The 17028-nt window shown below is 64.7% G+C and carries 18 protein-coding genes and 1 tRNA gene; 9 read left to right on the forward strand and 10 right to left on the reverse strand.

Annotated elements, in window-relative coordinates; translation table 11 throughout:
* From ACFC3J_RS17540 to rpsL, 3 genes are all read right to left on the reverse strand, one after another.
* A partial coding sequence (locus ACFC3J_RS17540; protein ID WP_375197390.1) for a GTP-binding protein occupies positions 1 to 475 on the reverse strand: 475 nt, incomplete at its 3' end.
* A 161-nt stretch (positions 476 to 636) separates the two neighbouring features.
* On the reverse strand, positions 637 to 1107 hold the full coding sequence (rpsG, locus tag ACFC3J_RS17545; protein WP_375197391.1) for a 30S ribosomal protein S7: 471 nt from the start codon (positions 1105 to 1107) through the stop codon (positions 637 to 639).
* A 14-nt stretch (positions 1108 to 1121) separates the two neighbouring features.
* Positions 1122 to 1493 carry a 30S ribosomal protein S12 gene (gene rpsL, locus ACFC3J_RS17550; protein ID WP_007686591.1) on the reverse strand — a complete coding sequence of 124 codons (372 nt, stop codon included), beginning with the start codon at positions 1491 to 1493 and terminating at the stop codon, positions 1122 to 1124.
* A gap of 357 nt (positions 1494 to 1850) precedes the next feature.
* Here rpsL and ACFC3J_RS17555 point away from each other — a divergent pair, with 357 nt between their 5' ends.
* From ACFC3J_RS17555 to ACFC3J_RS17565, 3 genes are all read left to right on the forward strand, one after another.
* Positions 1851 to 4139: a putative bifunctional diguanylate cyclase/phosphodiesterase gene (locus tag ACFC3J_RS17555; RefSeq protein ID WP_375197392.1), complete on the forward strand. Its 2289-nt coding sequence runs from the start codon at positions 1851 to 1853 to the stop codon at positions 4137 to 4139.
* Positions 4140 to 4290: 151 nt separating this feature from the next.
* Complete coding sequence (locus ACFC3J_RS17560; RefSeq protein ID WP_375197393.1) at positions 4291 to 5472, forward strand: peptidoglycan DD-metalloendopeptidase family protein; 1182 nt, start codon at positions 4291 to 4293, stop codon at positions 5470 to 5472.
* Entirely contained in the window at positions 5453 to 5839 is a 387-nt protein-coding gene (locus ACFC3J_RS17565) for a polymer-forming cytoskeletal protein (RefSeq protein ID WP_375197394.1), read from the forward strand. The genes ACFC3J_RS17560 and ACFC3J_RS17565 overlap by 20 nt, the downstream gene beginning before the upstream one ends.
* A gap of 142 nt (positions 5840 to 5981) precedes the next feature.
* Here ACFC3J_RS17565 and ACFC3J_RS17570 read toward each other — a convergent pair whose 3' ends face one another.
* The 7 genes from ACFC3J_RS17570 to yajC all read right to left on the reverse strand — a co-directional run bounded on the left by ACFC3J_RS17570 (position 5982) and on the right by yajC (position 12903).
* Positions 5982 to 7490 (reverse strand): YifB family Mg chelatase-like AAA ATPase, encoded by a 1509-nt coding sequence (locus tag ACFC3J_RS17570; protein ID WP_375197395.1) that lies wholly within the window; start codon positions 7488 to 7490, stop codon positions 5982 to 5984.
* Positions 7491 to 7608: 118 nt separating this feature from the next.
* Positions 7609 to 8280: an RlmE family RNA methyltransferase gene (locus ACFC3J_RS17575; RefSeq protein WP_375197396.1), complete on the reverse strand. Its 672-nt coding sequence runs from the start codon at positions 8278 to 8280 to the stop codon at positions 7609 to 7611.
* Positions 8277 to 9395 carry a Ppx/GppA phosphatase family protein gene (locus ACFC3J_RS17580; protein ID WP_375197397.1) on the reverse strand — a complete coding sequence of 373 codons (1119 nt, stop codon included), beginning with the start codon at positions 9393 to 9395 and terminating at the stop codon, positions 8277 to 8279. The genes ACFC3J_RS17575 and ACFC3J_RS17580 overlap by 4 nt, the downstream gene beginning before the upstream one ends.
* A gap of 144 nt (positions 9396 to 9539) precedes the next feature.
* Entirely contained in the window at positions 9540 to 9884 is a 345-nt protein-coding gene (locus ACFC3J_RS17585; protein ID WP_375197405.1) for an MTH938/NDUFAF3 family protein, read from the reverse strand.
* A 68-nt stretch (positions 9885 to 9952) separates the two neighbouring features.
* Positions 9953 to 10939 (reverse strand): protein translocase subunit SecF, encoded by a 987-nt coding sequence (secF, locus tag ACFC3J_RS17590; protein ID WP_375197398.1) that lies wholly within the window; start codon positions 10937 to 10939, stop codon positions 9953 to 9955.
* A gap of 18 nt (positions 10940 to 10957) precedes the next feature.
* Positions 10958 to 12559, reverse strand: a complete 1602-nt coding sequence (gene secD / locus ACFC3J_RS17595) for a protein translocase subunit SecD (protein ID WP_375197399.1) — start codon at positions 12557 to 12559, stop codon at positions 10958 to 10960.
* Between the two features lie 8 nt (positions 12560 to 12567).
* Positions 12568 to 12903 (reverse strand): preprotein translocase subunit YajC, encoded by a 336-nt coding sequence (yajC, locus tag ACFC3J_RS17600; RefSeq protein WP_176592041.1) that lies wholly within the window; start codon positions 12901 to 12903, stop codon positions 12568 to 12570.
* Between the two features lie 187 nt (positions 12904 to 13090).
* Between yajC and ACFC3J_RS17605 the strand changes: the two genes are divergently transcribed.
* The 6 genes from ACFC3J_RS17605 to ACFC3J_RS17630 form a co-directional block, all read left to right on the forward strand.
* Positions 13091 to 13167: transfer RNA gene (locus ACFC3J_RS17605), tRNA-Pro, on the forward strand.
* 181 nt (positions 13168 to 13348) lie between these two features.
* Complete coding sequence (locus ACFC3J_RS17610; RefSeq protein WP_375197400.1) at positions 13349 to 14263, forward strand: hypothetical protein; 915 nt, start codon at positions 13349 to 13351, stop codon at positions 14261 to 14263.
* Positions 14264 to 14337: 74 nt separating this feature from the next.
* A complete protein-coding gene (locus ACFC3J_RS17615; RefSeq protein WP_375197401.1) occupies positions 14338 to 14535 on the forward strand; it encodes a helix-turn-helix transcriptional regulator in 198 nt (65 codons plus the stop codon).
* A gap of 114 nt (positions 14536 to 14649) precedes the next feature.
* On the forward strand, positions 14650 to 15264 hold the full coding sequence (locus tag ACFC3J_RS17620; RefSeq protein WP_375197402.1) for a hypothetical protein: 615 nt from the start codon (positions 14650 to 14652) through the stop codon (positions 15262 to 15264).
* A gap of 207 nt (positions 15265 to 15471) precedes the next feature.
* Positions 15472 to 15843, forward strand: coding sequence for a hypothetical protein (locus ACFC3J_RS17625; protein WP_375197403.1), 372 nt, complete (start codon positions 15472 to 15474; stop codon positions 15841 to 15843).
* The coding region (locus tag ACFC3J_RS17630) for a type IV secretion system DNA-binding domain-containing protein (RefSeq protein WP_375197404.1) at positions 15840 to 17028 on the forward strand (1189 nt) is incomplete at its 3' end. The genes ACFC3J_RS17625 and ACFC3J_RS17630, both read left to right, overlap by 4 nt.

The following is a 17028-nucleotide window of genomic DNA, read 5'->3' on the forward strand; positions in this document are numbered from 1 at the left end:
GAGTAGCGCCCAGACGGTCGATGATCGTCTGCACGCAATAATAGAAATTCGCGCCGGTGCGGTCGAGCTTGTTGATGAAGCACATCCGCGGAACCTTGTACTTGTCCGCCTGACGCCACACGGTTTCCGACTGCGGCTCAACGCCCGCCACGCCGTCGAACGCGGCGACGGCACCGTCGAGCACGCGCAGCGAACGCTCGACTTCGATGGTGAAGTCGACGTGGCCGGGGGTGTCGATGATGTTCAGGCGGTGATCGTTCCAGAAGCAGGTCGTCGCGGCCGACGTGATGGTGATGCCACGCTCCTGCTCCTGCTCCATCCAGTCCATGGTGGCGGCGCCGTCATGGACTTCGCCGATCTTGTAGGACTTGCCGGTATAGTAAAGAATACGCTCGGTCGTGGTGGTCTTGCCGGCGTCGATGTGCGCCATGATACCGAAATTGCGATAGCGTTCGAGCGGATGGCTGCGGGCCATGATGCTTCTCCGTTGCCGGCACGCCGGCGGTGAGGGGATGAGTCTTGCGGCTGGCCCCTAAACCAATCCGTCCGCCATGGGTAGACCCAAGGCGAACGGACGGATTCCCCGGAGCATGGCCGAGCAGAAACGGGCGCTGAGAAAGCGCCCATTCCTTATGCTTACCAGCGATAGTGCGAGAAGGCGCGGTTCGCTTCCGCCATGCGGTGCGTGTCTTCGCGCTTCTTGACGGCATTGCCGCGGTTGTTGGCAGCGTCCAGCAGCTCACCCGACAGGCGGGCCGCCATGGTGGTTTCGCTGCGGTTGCGCGACGCCGTGATCAGCCAGCGGATGGCCAGCGCCTGGGCGCGCTCGGGGCGCACTTCGACGGGGACCTGGTAGGTCGCACCGCCAACGCGGCGGCTGCGGACTTCGATGCCGGGCTTCACATTGTTGAGCGCGTCATGGAACATGCCGATCGGGTCCTTCTTGGACTTCGCTTCGACAGTTTCGAGCGCACCGTAAACGATGGACTCGGCGACGGCCTTTTTGCCGTCCTGCATGATGCTGTTCATGAACTTCGACAGCACGACATCACCGAACTTGGGATCGGGCAGGATGACGCGCTTTTCGGGGCGACGACGACGTGACATAGTTTCAGTCTCCCTTACTTCGGACGCTTCGCGCCGTACTTCGAACGGCTCTGCTTACGGTCCTTGACGCCCTGGGTATCCAGAACGCCGCGCAGCACATGATAGCGCACACCGGGAAGGTCGCGCACGCGGCCGCCGCGGATCAGCACAACGCTGTGCTCCTGAAGGTTGTGGCCTTCACCCGGAATGTAGGTGATGACTTCGCGCTGGTTGACCAGACGCACCTTCGCCACCTTGCGGAGAGCCGAGTTCGGCTTCTTCGGGGTCGTCGTGTAAACACGGGTGCAAACGCCGCGCTTCTGCGGGTTCGCTTCCATTGCAGGGACCTTCGACTTGGTCTTCTGCAGCTCGCGGCCCTTGCGGACCAGCTGGTTGATTGTTGGCATGAAGCCCTTCACCTTTTCAGTTACTTTACCGGAACCGTCCCGCGTCCTGCTGTCCGGAAAGGCGCAACGCCTCCAAACAGCAAAGGCCCCGGCGGAAACCCGCCCGGAGCCGCAAAGAGCACCGGTAATGTTCAGCTCTGATGCTCCAGGGGCTGACCTGGGACGAACGAATCCACCCATGCCCGACCTTTGAGCAGGCGCGCCTATAGCGACGCGTGCCCCGCCGGTCAAGGACGGTGCCCACGGGTCGCGATCCGCGCATGGCCCGTCATGGTGAAAAAGGCGTTAGGAAATTGATAAGAACAGATAACCTATTCTGGCCGGACGCCGCCAAGCCGGCGGACATGTGGACAGAGTGTGACCCAGCTTTCGACCATTACCGGCGAGTTCAACAATCCGGACAGAGAAGCCGCTTTTCAGGCGGACCGCCTGCCCGAGTCGCGACGCCATGCCCGCATGCTCTTCCTGCTCTCGGCGATACTTAACGCGCTTTTCCTCTTCAGCGACTGGCGCTTTGCGGGCACTCCGCATTTCTGGGTCGCCGTCCCGGCCCGCATCGCGGTGGTGCTCTGGTCGCTGGCCTGCCTGTCCTTATGCCGCCGCATGGTCCATTTCCGCGCCGTCGAACGAATCTGCTTCAGCTGGCAGTTCGTTACGGCGGTAGGCGTCGCCTTTCTGGTATCCTCGCGCAGCGACATTGCGATCTTCGTGCTCGTTATGCTGCCGCTGATCTTCTACCTCGTCGTGCCGACCAGTTTCCGCGGCAATGTCGGCGGCGGCCTCGGCTGCGCGGCGCTGTTGCTGGCAGGCTATCTCGTCCCCGCCCCTTTCGCGCCCACCGCGCCCGGCATGGTTATGGCCGTGTTGATCCTCCATTGCGGCATGTGGATCGCGATCGCCCGCACCAACCGTCTCCAGCGGCAGGAATGGACGGCCAGCCAGATGGCGCAGACGGCCCGCGCCGCCCTCGCCGCCAATGGCGAGACGCTGGAGCGCATGTTCATGAGCGTGCCGATTCCGCTGCTGGTCACCCGGCCCGACGGCACGGTCGTCCGTTTCAACGATGCCGCCGCGCGGACGTTCGGGGGAGACGGCGACATTTCGCGCGTGCATGTGCTGGGCGAAGGCTCCGCCGCACAGGCCAGCCTGCGCGACCGGATCGCCAACGGTCAGGCGATCGACAATGCCGAATGCCGCATCGTCGCCAAGGGCGGCGCCGTTCATGATGTACTGCTCGCGTCCCGCCCGCTCGTCATCCGCGGCGAGGATTGCATCCTTTCCAGCATCGTCGACATCACGGCGCGCAAGGAGGCCGAACGTCACCTCGCCCATCTCGCCATGACGGACGCGCTCACCGGACTTGCCAATCGGTCGCATTTCATGGCGACGCTGGCTCAGGCTTCGGCGGCAACCGGGCGGTCCGGCGGGCAGATGGCGGTGGTCCTGATCGACGTCGACGAATTCAAGCGGATCAACGACAGCGCCGGTCATGACGCAGGCGATGCCCTGCTGTGCGCCGTGGCCGAACGGCTGCGCGACTCGGTGCGCCCCGGCGATCTGGTCGCCCGCATGGGCGGAGACGAATTCGCGGTGCTGCTGACCCGGCTGCGCACGGCGTGCGACCTCGACGTCATCCTGTCCCGCATGACCGGCCAGCTGCACCGGCCGCTGAACCACGGGACCCGCGACATTGATTGCCGCGTGTCCATGGGCGTCGCGCTCTTCCCCGAACATGCGGGCGACATTGCCGACCTGATGAAGCATGCGGACATCGCGCTTTATGAGGCGAAAAATGGCGGGCGCGGCCGGGCCTGCATTTTCGAACCCGGCCTGCTGGAGCGCTGGCAGCGCGAAGCGCGGATGCTGGAGCGCGCCCGCGACGCGCTGGTCCACGCCCCGCCTGCCCCCTGGTACCAGCCCAAGGTCGACCTTGCGAGCGGCAGGGTCATCGGTTTCGAGGCGCTGCTCCGCTGCGTCCGCCCCGACGGGTCGATCATCATGCCGGGGGAGATCGCCGCCGCCTTCGAACATTCGGAGCTTGGCCGCGTCATCACCGAACGCATGCTCGCTCAGGTGCTCGCCGATTGCCGCCGCTGGCAGGATCAGGGCATCGAATTCGGTCATGTCGCGATCAACGTTCCGGGCGTCGAACTGCATGACAGCAGCTTCCCCGACCGGCTGCTCAATGCGCTGGACGCCACCGGCGTCGCGCCGCGCCATATCGAGCTGGAAGTCACCGAGTCGGTCTTCCTGGGCCGCAACGCCGAAGTGGTGGAGCGCAGCCTGCACCGGCTGAGCGCCGCCGGCATCTCGATCGCGCTCGATGATTTCGGCACCGGCTATGCCTCGCTCTCGCACCTCAAACAGTTTCCGATCGACATCATCAAGATTGACCAGCGTTTCGTCCGGGATCTGGAAACCGACCCGGACGATGCGGCGATCGTCCGCACGGTCCTCAATCTCGCCTATAGCCTTGGCATCCGCACCGTGGCCGAAGGCGTCGAAAATCTGCGGCAGCTCGATTATCTGCGCGCGGGCGGCTGCCATTTCGGCCAGGGCTTCCATTTCGGCGCCGCCGCACCCGCTTCGGAAGTCCGCGCCATGCTTGAACTGAGACGCCCGATGGGCGCCGTCGGCCCGGCGTAATAAATTTTCGCCTCGGCGGGAACCGAAATCCCGGTTCCACGTTTCGTCCCGTTCATGTTTCGATTCGTCACGAGTCCGTCGTCCCGGATTCGCGCGACTCGATTCCTTTTGTTAGCGCCCCGTTCACTTAAAAAATCACGCGGGGTCGCAATTGTCGCAACAGAGCAAGAAGGGGGTAGCCACCCTCTGGGCCAGGATCATTGCCCTGTGCCCGGAGCGGGAAATCTTTCTGCGTTCGGGCGGCGAGGTGAAGTTCATCCGCCTTTCGCGCCGGATGCAGCTCGCGACGGCGGGCGTCCTGTCCACCGCGCTGATCGGCTGGGCAGGCCTGACCCTGTCGATGGCCGCCAGCAGCGCCAGGATCGAACAGGATCGCGCTGCCCTTTCCGCGCGGGGCAAGGCCGTCGCCAGCACCGCTGGCCAGGTCGAAGCCTATCGCAAGTCGGTCGACCAGCTCGCCCATGAGCTGGAAGAGCGTCAGGACTTCATGGATGATCTCTACCGCACCCATTTCGGCAAGGAAGACGCTGCGCCCGCCGCGGCCGTCGTCGGCACGCCCGAGAAAGACGGCAAGGGCGCGCATAAGCTGAACGCGAAGATCAGCCTCGCGCCCGAAGCCGCCCCGCTGATCCAGATCGACCAGCGCCAGCGCCGCTTCGCCGCATTGCTGACCGGCGCCGTCGAGCAGCGCGCCGACAAGGCGGCCGCGGCGATCCGCAGCTTCGGCCTCAACCCCGACGCCCTCGCCCGTAGCGCCGCCCGCGCCCAGGGCGGCCCCTATGTCCCCTGGCCGAGCGAGGACAAGATGCCCGGCGAGTTCGAAAAGCTGGCCAAGGCGATGGCGCGCATGGAGTTTCTCGAAAGCAGCCTGCTTGCCATCCCCTCCGGGAAACCGACCGCGACGCCCATGCTCAGCAGCAGCTACGGCTATCGCAGCGACCCGTTCAACGGCCACGCGGCCTTCCATGCGGGCCTCGATTTTCCCGGCAGCAAAGGCCAGCCGATCCTCGCCGCCGCATCGGGCAAGGTCAGCTTCGTCGGCCAGCGCAGCGGCTATGGCAATGTGGTCGAGGTGACCCATGGCAATGGCCTGATGACGCGCTACGCCCATCTCTCAGGCTTCGACACCCGCGTCGGCCAGCAGGTGACCCGCGGCGAGAAGATCGCCCGCATGGGTTCGACCGGCCGCTCGACCGGGCCGCATCTCCATTTCGAGGTGCGCGTCAACGGCAATCCCATCAACCCCCGCCGCTTCCTTGAGGCCCGCAAAGATGTTCTCCAGATCCAGCAAGTCGCAACGGCCCGCCTCGCCGATGTCGGCAACCGGGGCTAAGAACACGCCCTTTTCCCTCATCGGCAGCGATGTAACGATCATCGGCAACCTGTCCGCGACCGTCGACCTGCATGTCGACGGCACGGTGGAAGGCGACATCAGCTGCGCCGCGCTGGTGCAGGGACCCGACAGCCGCATCGCCGGCCATGTGACGGCGCAAAGCGCGCGTCTGGCCGGACTGGTCGATGGCTCGATCACCGCCGGGCAACTGGTGGTGGAAAGCAGCGCCCGCATCACCGGGGACGTGGTTTACGACAGCATCTCGATCGCACCGGGCAGCCGCATCGAAGGCCGCTTCACGCACAAGGATAACGGCCCGGTCGCGGTGGGCGAACTCAAGCTGATCGCCAACGACAGCGCGGCCTGAGGCTGGAGTGCGCTGTATGAAACCGGACGCAGCTCGCGCGCCCTAAGCTATTGTGATCGCATCGTTTCGAGCGAAAATCGGTTCCCATTTTTCCGCCCGATGCTCTGACTGGATTGCCCGAAACCCGCCAGCCGACAGCGGCTCAATTGACCGGCGCCCGACGCCTGTAGCTGAGCGCCTCGGCCACATGCACCCTTCCGACCCGTTCCGCCCCGGCGAGGTCGGCAATGGTCCGCGCCACGCGCAGCACCCGCGTATAGCCCCGCGCCGACAGCTTCATCGCCGCGGCCGCCTGCGCCAACAGCTCGCGCCCCGCCTGATCGGGACCGGCGACATCCTCCAGCCGCTCGCCATCCACTTCGGCATTGGTGCGCACGGCACTTCCCTCATAGCGCCGCGTCTGCACCGCGCGCGCCGCCGCGACCCGGGCCGCAACCTCCGTCGATCCTTCGGCGGGCGGGGGCAGCACCAGGTCGGCCGCCGTCACCGCCTGGACCTCCACATGCAGGTCGATGCGATCGAGCAACGGTCCGGATATCTTCGCCTGATAGTCCGCCGCGCAGCGCGGCGCCCGCGAACAGGCCAGCGCCGGGTCGCCCAGGTGCCCGCAACGGCAGGGGTTCATCGCCGCGATCAACTGCACCCGCGCCGGAAAGGTCACATGCGCATTGGCGCGCGCCACCGTGACCTCGCCCGTCTCCAGCGGCTGCCGCAGCGAATCGAGCACCGTGCGCTGGAACTCCGGCAATTCGTCGAGGAACAGTACGCCCAGATGCGCCATGCTGACCTCGCCCGGCCGCGCCTTGTGCCCGCCGCCCACCAGCGCGGCCATGGAAGCGCTATGATGCGGATTGCGGAAGGGCCGCGCCCGGCTGATCCGTCCGCCCTCCAACGTGCCCGCGACACTCGCCACCATCGAGGTTTCCAGCGCTTCGCCCGGCGTCAGCTCGGGCAATATTCCCGGCAGACAGCTCGCCATCAGCGACTTGCCCGCGCCCGGAGGCCCGATCATCAGCAGATTATGTCCGCCAGCGGCGGCAATCTCCAGGGCCCGTTTGGCCGTCTCCTGTCCCTTGACCTGTTTGAGGTCGGCGGTCCGCAGCGGCGGCTCCACCTCGCCCGGCTGCGGCGGCGACAGGGCGGCGGTGCCCTTGAAATGGTTGAGGATGCTGAGCAGGTCCGGCGCAGCGATCACCTCCACCTGCCCGGCCCAGGCCGCCTCCGCACCCTGCGCCACCGGGCAGACAAGTCCCAACTCGCGCTCCCCGGCATGCAGTGCCGCGAGCAGCACCCCCGGCGTCTGCGCGATCCGTCCGTCCAGCCCCAGCTCGCCGACGACCACATAGCCCGCCAGCGTTTCGGCATCGATCACCCCCATCGCACCCAACAGGGCGAGCGCAATCGGCAGATCGAAATGCGACCCTTCCTTGGGCAGGTCGGCAGGCGAGAGGTTGACCGTGATCCGCTTGGGGGGGAGCGACAGGCCGATGGCGGCAATGGCGTTGCGCACCCGCTCCCGGCTTTCCGCCACCGCCTTGTCGGGCAGACCGACGACGATGAAATTGGGCAGGCCCGGAACCAGCTGGCACTGAACCTCTACGCCCCGGGCATCCAGCCCGAGATAGGCGACCGTCGATACCGTCGAAACCAATGCGAAAATCCCCCTGCCCGCCTGTAGGCCCGCCCCTTTCGGAGGCTGGCCCTGCCTTCGCAGGAATAGAAGGGCATTTCAACGTCTTGGCAAAGGCAATGCAGCGCACCCTGCCGGTTCAGCCTTCTTCCGGCCGCCCCTTGAACCCTTGGGCCACCACATACCATTCGACGCTGCCCTTCCGGCTCGCGGGCGGCTTGGCATGCTTGATCGTGGTGAAATGCTTCTTGAGGATGGCGAGCAGCTCCGCATCGGTCCCGCCCGCAAAAACCTTCGCGACGAAGGTGCCGCCCTTGCGCAGATTTTCGACCGCGAACATGGCCGCCGCCTCGACCAGCCCCATGGTGCGCAGATGGTCGGTCGCCGCATGGCCCACCGTGTTCGCGGCCATGTCCGAAATAACAAGGTCCGGCGCATCGCCCAAAGCCTCGGCCAGAAGCTCCGGCGCCTTGTCGTCCATGAAGTCCATCTGGAACAGGGTCACGCCCGGTATGGGATCGGTCGGCAACAGGTCGATCCCCACCACCTTCGCCTTGGGACAGAGCTTGCGCACCACCTGCGCCCAGCCGCCCGGCGCCACGCCCAGATCGACCACCGCGCGCGACCCTTTCACGAAATGGAATTTCTCATCCAGCTCGATCAGCTTGAAGGCGGCGCGGCTGCGCCACCCTTCCGCCTTGGCGCGACGGACATAGGGATCGTTCAACTGCCTTGCGAGCCAACGGGTCGACTGAGCCGTGCGCCCCTTCGCCGTCTTGACCCTGACCTTGCCGGCACCGGTGCCTCTCACATCTTCACTCCGTCGCGGTCCATCAGGCCGCGCAATATGCCTTCACGAATGCCCCGATCGGCCACGCCCAGACGCTGTGCCGGCCAGATATCGAGGATCGATTCCAAAATGGCGCAGCCAGCCACCACCAGATCGGCCCGCTCCGTCCCGATACAGGGCAGCTTCTGCCGCTCCGACAGCGGCATGGTCGACAGACGCGCCGAAATCGCGCGCATCGATGTGGACGGCACGATCAGGCCATCGATCGCCTGCCGGTCATAGCGCGGCAGGTCAAGATGCAGGCTGGCCAGCGTCGTCACCGTTCCCGACGTGCCGAGCAGGCGAATATCCGACTCCACCGGCGGCAAGCGCCTCGCCAGCGGCGCAAAGGCATCCGCCACCCGCTCCCGCATGCGGACATAGGCATTCAGCCGGTCGGCCGGATCGGCATGATCGAACGGCTCGCTCTCCGTCAGCGACACCACGCCCCAGGGCGCGCTCACCCAGTCGACGATATGCGGTGCGCCTTCGCGGCAGCTGTCCACCAGCACCAGTTCGGTCGATCCGCCACCAATGTCGAAGATCAGCGCCGGACTGTTGCCCGGCTCCAGCAGCGCGTGGCAACCCAGCACCGCGAGCCGCGCCTCTTCCTGCGCGCTGATGATGTCGAGCGCGATGCCGGTCTCGCGATAGACGCGCTGAATGAACTCGGCGCCGTTGGACGCCCGACGGCAAGCCTCGGTCGCCACGGACCGCGCCAGCGTCACGTGCCGCCGCCGCAACTTGTCGGCGCAGACGGACAGCGCTGCAATCGCCCGGTCGATCGCGGCATCACTGATCCGCCCGGTCGCGGCCAGCCCCTCGCCCAGACGGACGATTCGGGAAAAGGCATCCACGACGATGAAGCCGTCCGAAGACGGCTTTGCAATCAGCAGGCGGCAATTGTTGGTGCCCAGATCGATCGCGGCATAAGCCCTGCGGCCACGCGGCGGATGAGGCAAAAGGCCCCGCGGTTTCGACGGGGGAGTGAGGGCCGCAGCCTTGCTCCCATTGCCCTGACCGGAACGGACCCCTTTGCCCGAAACTCCGCCGGCTGGGCCGGAACTCTGCGGCGATGGGCGGCTCTGCTGCACCATGGCCGTATCTCTTTTCTTCTTCGCCAGTGCCGAAAGGCACCGGAACTTGGGATCAAGAGTAGGCAATGGAAGCAGAAAGCGCAAGGAGGGCGGTCAGAGTCTGTTTGGATGCGCCTTTCGGCGCATGGCGGAACCGGCCCTCGGTCAGATCAACGGCAGCAAGGCCGCGACGATCCAGCGCTCTTCGGCACGCAGCACGCCCCAGGCGCGCGCGGCGGCGCGGCTGTCCATCACCTCGACGCCGATGCCCCGCGCTTCCAGTTCGCGGACGAAGGGACGCGGCGGCCGGCGCAGCCCCGCTCCAGTACCGATCAGCAGAAATTCCGGCTGCGGATCAAGATCGAGCAGATCGCCCAGATCCGCCACCGTCAGCGCGTCGATGGCAGGGGCGCTTTGCCACGCCAGCGCGCGAACCGGAGAGAGCAGCAGGCCATCGGGAAACACATCGTCGCGGACCCGGAAGCCCCGGCCCTGAAAGCCGGTGACGATCGGCCCCTGCCCCGCCTCGTCGCGGCGCAGCTCGATTCCGCTGCGCCCCTTTCCAGATGTCTGGCCGTTCAGGGCCGCGCTCCGTCGTCACGCGGACCCGTGCGCTCGGCCTGTGCCGCGATGCTGGCCTTCGCGGCCTTCTTCTCGGCGCTCGCGGGCGACAGACCCAGCGTGATCAGCAGCGAGGAGGACACATAGACCGATGAATAGGTGCCGACGATGATGCCCAGCATCATGGCCGCCGTGAAGCCGCGCAGCACATGCCCGCCCAGCAGCAACAGCGCGCCCAGCGCCAGCAGCACAGTCACCGACGTCATGACGGTGCGGGGCAGCGTCTCGTTGACCGACAGGTCGATCAGCGCCTTCATGTCCATCTTGCGATATTTGCGCATGTTCTCGCGGATGCGGTCGTCGATCACCATCTTGTCGTTGATCGAATAGCCCACGATTGTCAGCACGGCAGCGACGATGTTGAGGTCGAACTCCAGCTGGGTGATGGCGAAGAAGCCCAGCGTCATCAGGACGTCGTGCATGATCGCAACGAAGGTCGAAACGCCGAACTGCCATTCATAGCGGAACCAGGAGAAGATCGCGATGCCGATCACCGCCAGCATCACCGCGAGCACGCCGTTCTGGATCAGTTCGCCCGACACCTTGCCCGACACCGTGTCGTAGCGGGAGAAGGTGACGCCGGGGAATTCCGCCGTCATCGCCTTGCGCGCCTTTTCGACGATGGCGTTGGACGCGCCCGCACCGCCCTGTTCGGGAAGCGGCAGGCGAATCTGGACCGTCCTGGGATCGCCGAATTGCTGGAGCGAGCCATCGCCCACGCCCAGCCGGTCGACCACGCCGCGCACCTTTTCCAGATGCGGCGCAGACTCGAACTTCGCCTCGATCATCAGGCCACCGACGAAATCGACGCCCAGATTGAGGCCTTTGTAGAAGGTCGCGCCGACCGCGAGGACCGTCAGCAGCGCCGTCAGGGCAAAGGCCCAGTGGCGCAGCTTGACGAAGCCGATATTGGTGTTGTCTGGGACGAGTTTTAGCAGTTTCATATTTTCTCTCCCGCCCCGTCAGATGTGGATCTCGGTCGGGCGGTTGGCCCGGACCCAGAGCGACACCAGCCAGCGGGTGAAGGTGACGGCGGTGAACACGCTGGTCGCGATACCGATCAGCAGCACGATCGCGAAACCCTTGACCGGGCCCGATCCCAGCGCGAGCATGATGCCGCCGGCAATGGCGTGGGTCACGTTCGCCTCGAAAATGGTGCGGCTGGCTTCCTTATAGCCATGTTCGATCGACTGGACCACGTTGCGGCCCCGGCGGCGCTCCTCGCGGATGCGCTCGTAGATCAGGACGTTGGCGTCGACCGCCGTGCCGATGGTCAGCACGAAACCGGCAATGCCCGGCAGCGTCAGCGTCGCGCCCAGAATGCCCATCACGCCCAGGATCACCAGCACGTTGATGGCGACGGCAAGGTTCGCATACATGCCGAAGCGGCCGTAGCTGACGAACATGAAGGCCGCGACCGCCGCGACCGCGATCACGGAGGCGAGCAGACCCGCCCGGATCGAATCGGCGCCCAGCTGCGGCCCGACGGTGCGTTCCTCCACCACGGTCAGCGCAACGGGCAGCTTGCCCGAACGCAGCGCAATGGCGAGCTGATTGGCGCTTTCCACGGTGAAGCTGCCGCTGATCTGCGCGCTGCCGCCCAGAATCGGCTCGTTGATGTTGGGCGCCGACAGCACCTTGCCGTCCAGGATGATGGCGAAGGGCCGGTTGACATTCTGCGACGTCACCTGACCGAATTTGCGGCCGCCCGCTCCGTTGAAACGGATATTGACGATCGGCTCATTGCTCTGCTGGCTGAAACCCTGCTGCGCGTCGGTCAGGTCTTCGCCCGACACCATGACCTGCCGGTAGACGGCGATCACCGGCGAACCGGACGGATTGGCCGGATAAGGCAGCACTTCGCTGCCCACCGGCGCGCGGCCCTGCGCCACTTCGCTGGGATTGGCGTTGACGTCGACCAGCTTGAACTCAAGCTTCGCGGTCTGACCCAGCAGATCCTTCAGCGCCTTGGGGTTCTGAAGACCCGGTACCTGCACGACGATGCGGTTGCCGCCCTGCTGCTGGATGGTCGGCTCACGCGTGCCCATTTCGTCGATGCGCTTGCGGATGACTTCGGTGGCGACTTCCATCGCGCTCTTCACCGCATTGTCGATACCCGCCTGGGTCGGCGTGATGACGATGGTGGAGCTGTTCACCACCTCGACATTGAAATCGCGCTGGCCGGTGAGTCCCGCCCCCTGCGTCAGCGGCCGGATGCGCTCGACGGCGGCATCGACCTGTGACGGGTTGCGCACCATGAAGCTCAGCTTCCCGTCGCGGCTGGAAATATCGCCGATCGCGATCTTGCTGTCGCCCCGGCGCAGTTCCGTGCGGACCTGCTCCTCCATATTGGCGATGCGCTGCTTGGCGACATCCTGGGTCGAGGCTTCCAGCAGCAAATGGCTGCCGCCCGACAGGTCGAGGCCCAGATTCACGCGGGTCTGCATGAATTTGGGCAGCTGCGTCACCACCGAATCGGGCAGGAAGCTCGGCACCGCGCAGGCGATACCGATCAGCAGCGGCAACAGGATCGCGGCGACCGTCCAGCGCGAAAAGTTCAGCATCTGGCCGCTCAGTCGTTCGCGGGCTTGGCGGTGGCGGGGTCGATCACATCGGTCAGGGTGGACTTCACCGCCTTGACCTTCATGTTCGGCGCCAGTTCGACTTCGGCGTAAAATTCGTCGACGCGAACCACCTTGCCGACAAGACCGCCGCCGGTCACGACCTGATCGCCCTTCTTCACGGCGTCGATCTTGGCCTTATGCTCCTTCATCTTCTTTTGCTGCGGACGGATCAGCAGGAAGTAGAAGACGACGAAGATGAGGACCAGAGGGGCCATCTGTACCAGCATGGAAGCGCCGGAAGATTCCCCGCCCGCAGTCTGGGCAAAGGCTGGAGATATGAACATGCTTGGGACTTTCGCCTTATAATCTTGTCCAGTTGCAGACGCAAAGCGCCTACAAATCAAGGGCGCGCGGCTAACACAGATGGGCCGGGTGAGGCAACATGATTAGGATTTGCCGACAAAAGGGCAAAAAGCCTGCATCGAAGCCCTTGCATATTCCACCGACTGCTTCTAATTGCGCCGCTCCGGTCGGGACGTAGCGCAGCCTGGTAGCGCATCACACTGGGGGTGTGGGGGTCGGAGGTTCGAATCCTCTCGTCCCGACCAAGATTTCAATGACTTAGCCGAAGAATTCACCCCTCCAGCGGGGCCAAATTTCCTCTGGTGGTGCACTGGTGGTGCAGATCATCGGGAAATTTTTTCACGGCAATCCAACAGGACGCATCGGAATTGAACGCGATGCGATGGCTGTTCGGAATTGAAGACGCCTCCCATTGCCCTTAAGCCCTTGTCCCAGATGCAAGAGCAGTTGCCTCTTCGCCCCGCCGAGTTCGTCAAAATTCGGGACGGCTTCATTACGTTTCTGAGGCAACCGATTGGAACGTCCCTGCAAGCCATTATCCCGGCGAACGTACTCGACGCGATGGCTTCGGCAGCGAAGCGCGGGCGCAAGCGGCGCTTGTGGCTCGACTTCGTGCGATTGGCTGCGATGATAGCGGTTCTAATCGCGATTGTCCTCATCCTAGCGCCCGATCCCATCAAGACTGGTATCGGCGTGCCGCTGCTTCTGGGTGCAGGCACTGCGTTCATATTGGCCCATTTCCGCACCAAGGTTCGTGATGAACTGGAAATCGAAGATATTGTCGCGGAGCCGAATGAGGCGCTTCAACGTGACCTACGGGCGCTCGCCGAATTTCGGAACCTGATCGCGAGCGGAGATATTCCCTGCGCGGAATTGCTGCCTGATGGAACACTCAAGCCCGTAGCGACAAAAGCCCTTCGCGCATTCGTCGCGGATCATGGCGCCCTGTTCGTCCTCAGCCGGGATCAGGCTCTTTGGCATTGCACGCCGCACCGACCAATCCCGATGAGTGAATTGCGAGTCAAACTTGCAGGGCGGGTCGCGTCCGCGCTGGTCACGTCGAGAACATTGCTCGACACACTCGACCGCAATCTATTCGACCGGCGGGTGGAATGGCTTCTCTCACATGCCAATGATCGTCGCGCCCACTCCTTTCGAGAGGCCATCCAGATTATCGTCGCGCTGAGGCGTCCTGAACTCGACGGCATGACTTTCGAGGGTAAAAAGGAAATCCTGCGCGCCGAAGGCATCAGCGACAGCCGGTTGGAAAAAATCCATGCCGGTGTATACCCCGCATTCAACGGCTTTTTGCGCTCTCTGCCCATGCATGAATTTCCGTGAATGGGGAACTGAATGGCTCCCATCGCCTCCTAGCGGCACGCCCTGCACTCCCACCAATGGAGTAGGACGACATCATGCCCCCTGATCGGAACCAGCTTCTGACCGTCGCCGACGTGCTGAACGTCACCGGCTTCAAATCCCGCACCACCCTTTATCGCCGTGCGCGAAGCGGCAGTTTTCCATGCCCATGCCATATCGGCGCCGGAAAGATTCGGTGGCGTTCGGGCGATGTGGAAGACTGGCTGAACGGCCTTCAACCCCGCCGCTATTGACTACCCGCAGGCGCTCCACGGCCCCAGCTTTTTTGAGTTGGCGGGCCGCTCCGCGCCTGCATCTTCCCTCCCCCATGCACTCGAACCATCGTGAGATTCACGAGAGGAGTTCCCGTGACCATTTTCCATCACGCCTTGGACAGGTTGGCCGATTTCCTCTGGACCGGCCGCACCGTTACCATGCACTTCCGGGCCGACTATCGCATCGCTCGCTTCGCCCTGCCCCTCATTCAGCGATTACTGACCAACGACGAGGACGGCGAAACCTATCGCTGCTCCATTGCCCAATGGACCATCAACGAACGCCCGACGCTGCATATCCACCGGGGGGTCATTTCGAACCTGCGTATCGATGGCCCGTTGCAGAATGCAGGCGGCACCTATCTGCCGCTCGGCGGCCTGATCGAAGCCCAGCACGTCACCGCGCATCTTGATCCGATCGACGCCGACCGGCTCGACAGGCGGATGCAGAAAGCCATCGACCGGACCCTTCATGACTGGATCGTGGAGCATGGCCTTTACGACCAGCCGCGCCAGTGCCGGGAGATCGATCGTCACGAGGCTGATCGAGAAGCCCGCGCCGTCATAGCCCGATGGGTTGCGGACCATAGCGCGAAACCGGCGACCGGCGCCATGCCGGATGCAAGCGGCCAACCCGGTGAATGCTGTTCCCACGAACCCGGCGATGGCCTTTGCGAAGCCTGCCGGAAAGGGCCGGATCATGGTTGAGCGGGGGCGCCAAAACGCAATGTTGCGGGGCTGCGATGCTGCGCATCGAGCCAGCAATTCAGATACACACCTCACGCACGGGTGCATCGCGCATTCCTGCGAGGTTGACGGGATGCGGATAGCATCCCGTCAAACAGGAGGGATCGGGAACGGCACAATTGCGCCGTTTCCCGCGATGGCGAATAGCATCTCGGCTGGAGCGGCATCGTGAGCGCCCGCGCCCAGACCGTGCGGCTCTCTTCGGTCCAGCACCTCACCCTTGCCGGCTTCGCCAGACAACGCGGATTGAGCGAATATGCCATGCTCGCCCGCGTCGTGGACACGGGACTGGCCGCCCTCGTGCAAGGGACAGGCAGCGCGATCGACACCCGCGAGATCGTGTCCGAACTGGCATCGGTCGGCACGCGCATCGTGGACGTGGAGCGGATGCTGGACCGCGCGTTGTTCACCGCCTGCGCCGCCTATTGCTACGCCCGCAGCGCGGCCAGCGGCGCGCGCAAGAGCGACGCGATCCTCACCGAGGAGATCACCGCCGCCTACAATCGCCAGCGGGGCCTTGCACGGGGAAACCGGCCATGACCCGCCCCGACGATCGCCGCAACCATGCCGATGCCCTGCGCAAGCATCATCTCAGCACCCAAGGCGCCCGCCTCAAGCGGCAGGCCCTCGTCATGCTGGCCTCGGTTGCCCTCGGCGGACTGGCACTGCCCAATATAATGCTGGGCCACGACGCGATGCTTGCCACCGGCACCTACTACTGGGCAAGGACCAAGCTCTGGGCCGTGTCCAGCTGGGAAGCCGATGCGGGAATCGACGTGCACTTTCCCGACCATGTCGAGGAAGGGCGTTCGGCACGCCAGATCATCGCCCATCCCTATTTCCGGCGGCGCGTCGATCTTGTCTGGGCCTGGGCCAGGCGGGGATGTTGGCTGGGCTTCGGCACCTGGCTTGTGGGCCTGATCGCCTTGCGCGGCGCGCTGGCCCGGCGGCGCGAGCGCCTGCTGGCCGACCGCTGGATCGGCGGAACGCAGGTGGTGAGCGAGAAGCAGCTTGCGAGGCTGACCGGCAGGCAAGCTGACGCCCACACTTTGTCGATTGGCAAGGTGGCGATCCCCGCCCGTCTGGAAACCCGTCACATGGCGATGATCGGCACGACCGGCAGCGGCAAGACCACGGCCTTGCGGCAATTGCTCGATGGGATCGAGGCGCGGGGCGAAGCCGCGCTGGTCTACGACACCAGCGGCGAGTTCATCGCGCACTATTACAATCCGGCCCGCGGCGATGTGATCCTCAATCCGTTCGACACCCGTTGCGCCTTCTGGTCGCCCTTTGCCGAGATCGCCCATCCGGCCGATGCCGACCGCATCGCCCACCAGCTGATCACCGAGACCGGCCAGCACGACAGCGACGTATGGCTCGACACCAGCCGCATCCTTGTCGCCAACATGATCCGCGCCCTGTGGCAGGAGAACAAGCGCACCCTGCCCGACCTGCTCCATGCCCTGAAGAACCGGCCCAAGGACGACCTCAAGGAATGGCTCGCCACCAGTTCTTCGGCGCGGACTTTCGCCGACGATGCCGATCGGGCAACGGGCAGCGTGCTGTTCATGTTGGCGAAGGCAGCGGACCTGATCCAGTTCCTGCGCGCCGAGGACGATAAGACCAAGCCCTTCGCCTTCCGCAGCTTCATTGAAGCGCTGGACCGGCATCCCGGTGCGCGGCCCTGGATATTCGTGCCGAGGAAGGAGGATTACTTCGAGGCCT

Source organism: Sphingobium sp. (genome assembly GCF_041987595.1).
Lineage (GTDB): Bacteria > Pseudomonadota > Alphaproteobacteria > Sphingomonadales > Sphingomonadaceae > Sphingobium.

What these genes read in the sequence shown, in the direction of transcription:
- rpsG (WP_375197391.1), bottom strand. Translation starts at nt 1,107, where the DNA reads ATGTCACGTCGTCGTCGCCCCGAAAAGCGCGTCATCCTGCCCGATCCC.
- rpsL (WP_007686591.1), bottom strand. Translation starts at nt 1,493, where the DNA reads ATGCCAACAATCAACCAGCTGGTCCGCAAGGGCCGCGAGCTGCAGAAG.
- ACFC3J_RS17565 (WP_375197394.1), top strand. Translation starts at nt 5,453, where the DNA reads ATGTCGGCAACCGGGGCTAAGAACACGCCCTTTTCCCTCATCGGCAGC.
- ACFC3J_RS17580 (WP_375197397.1), bottom strand. Translation starts at nt 9,395, where the DNA reads ATGGTGCAGCAGAGCCGCCCATCGCCGCAGAGTTCCGGCCCAGCCGGC.
- secF (WP_375197398.1), bottom strand. Translation starts at nt 10,939, where the DNA reads ATGAAACTGCTAAAACTCGTCCCAGACAACACCAATATCGGCTTCGTC.
- secD (WP_375197399.1), bottom strand. Translation starts at nt 12,559, where the DNA reads ATGCTGAACTTTTCGCGCTGGACGGTCGCCGCGATCCTGTTGCCGCTG.
- yajC (WP_176592041.1), bottom strand. Translation starts at nt 12,903, where the DNA reads ATGTTCATATCTCCAGCCTTTGCCCAGACTGCGGGCGGGGAATCTTCC.
- ACFC3J_RS17615 (WP_375197401.1), top strand. Translation starts at nt 14,338, where the DNA reads ATGCCCCCTGATCGGAACCAGCTTCTGACCGTCGCCGACGTGCTGAAC.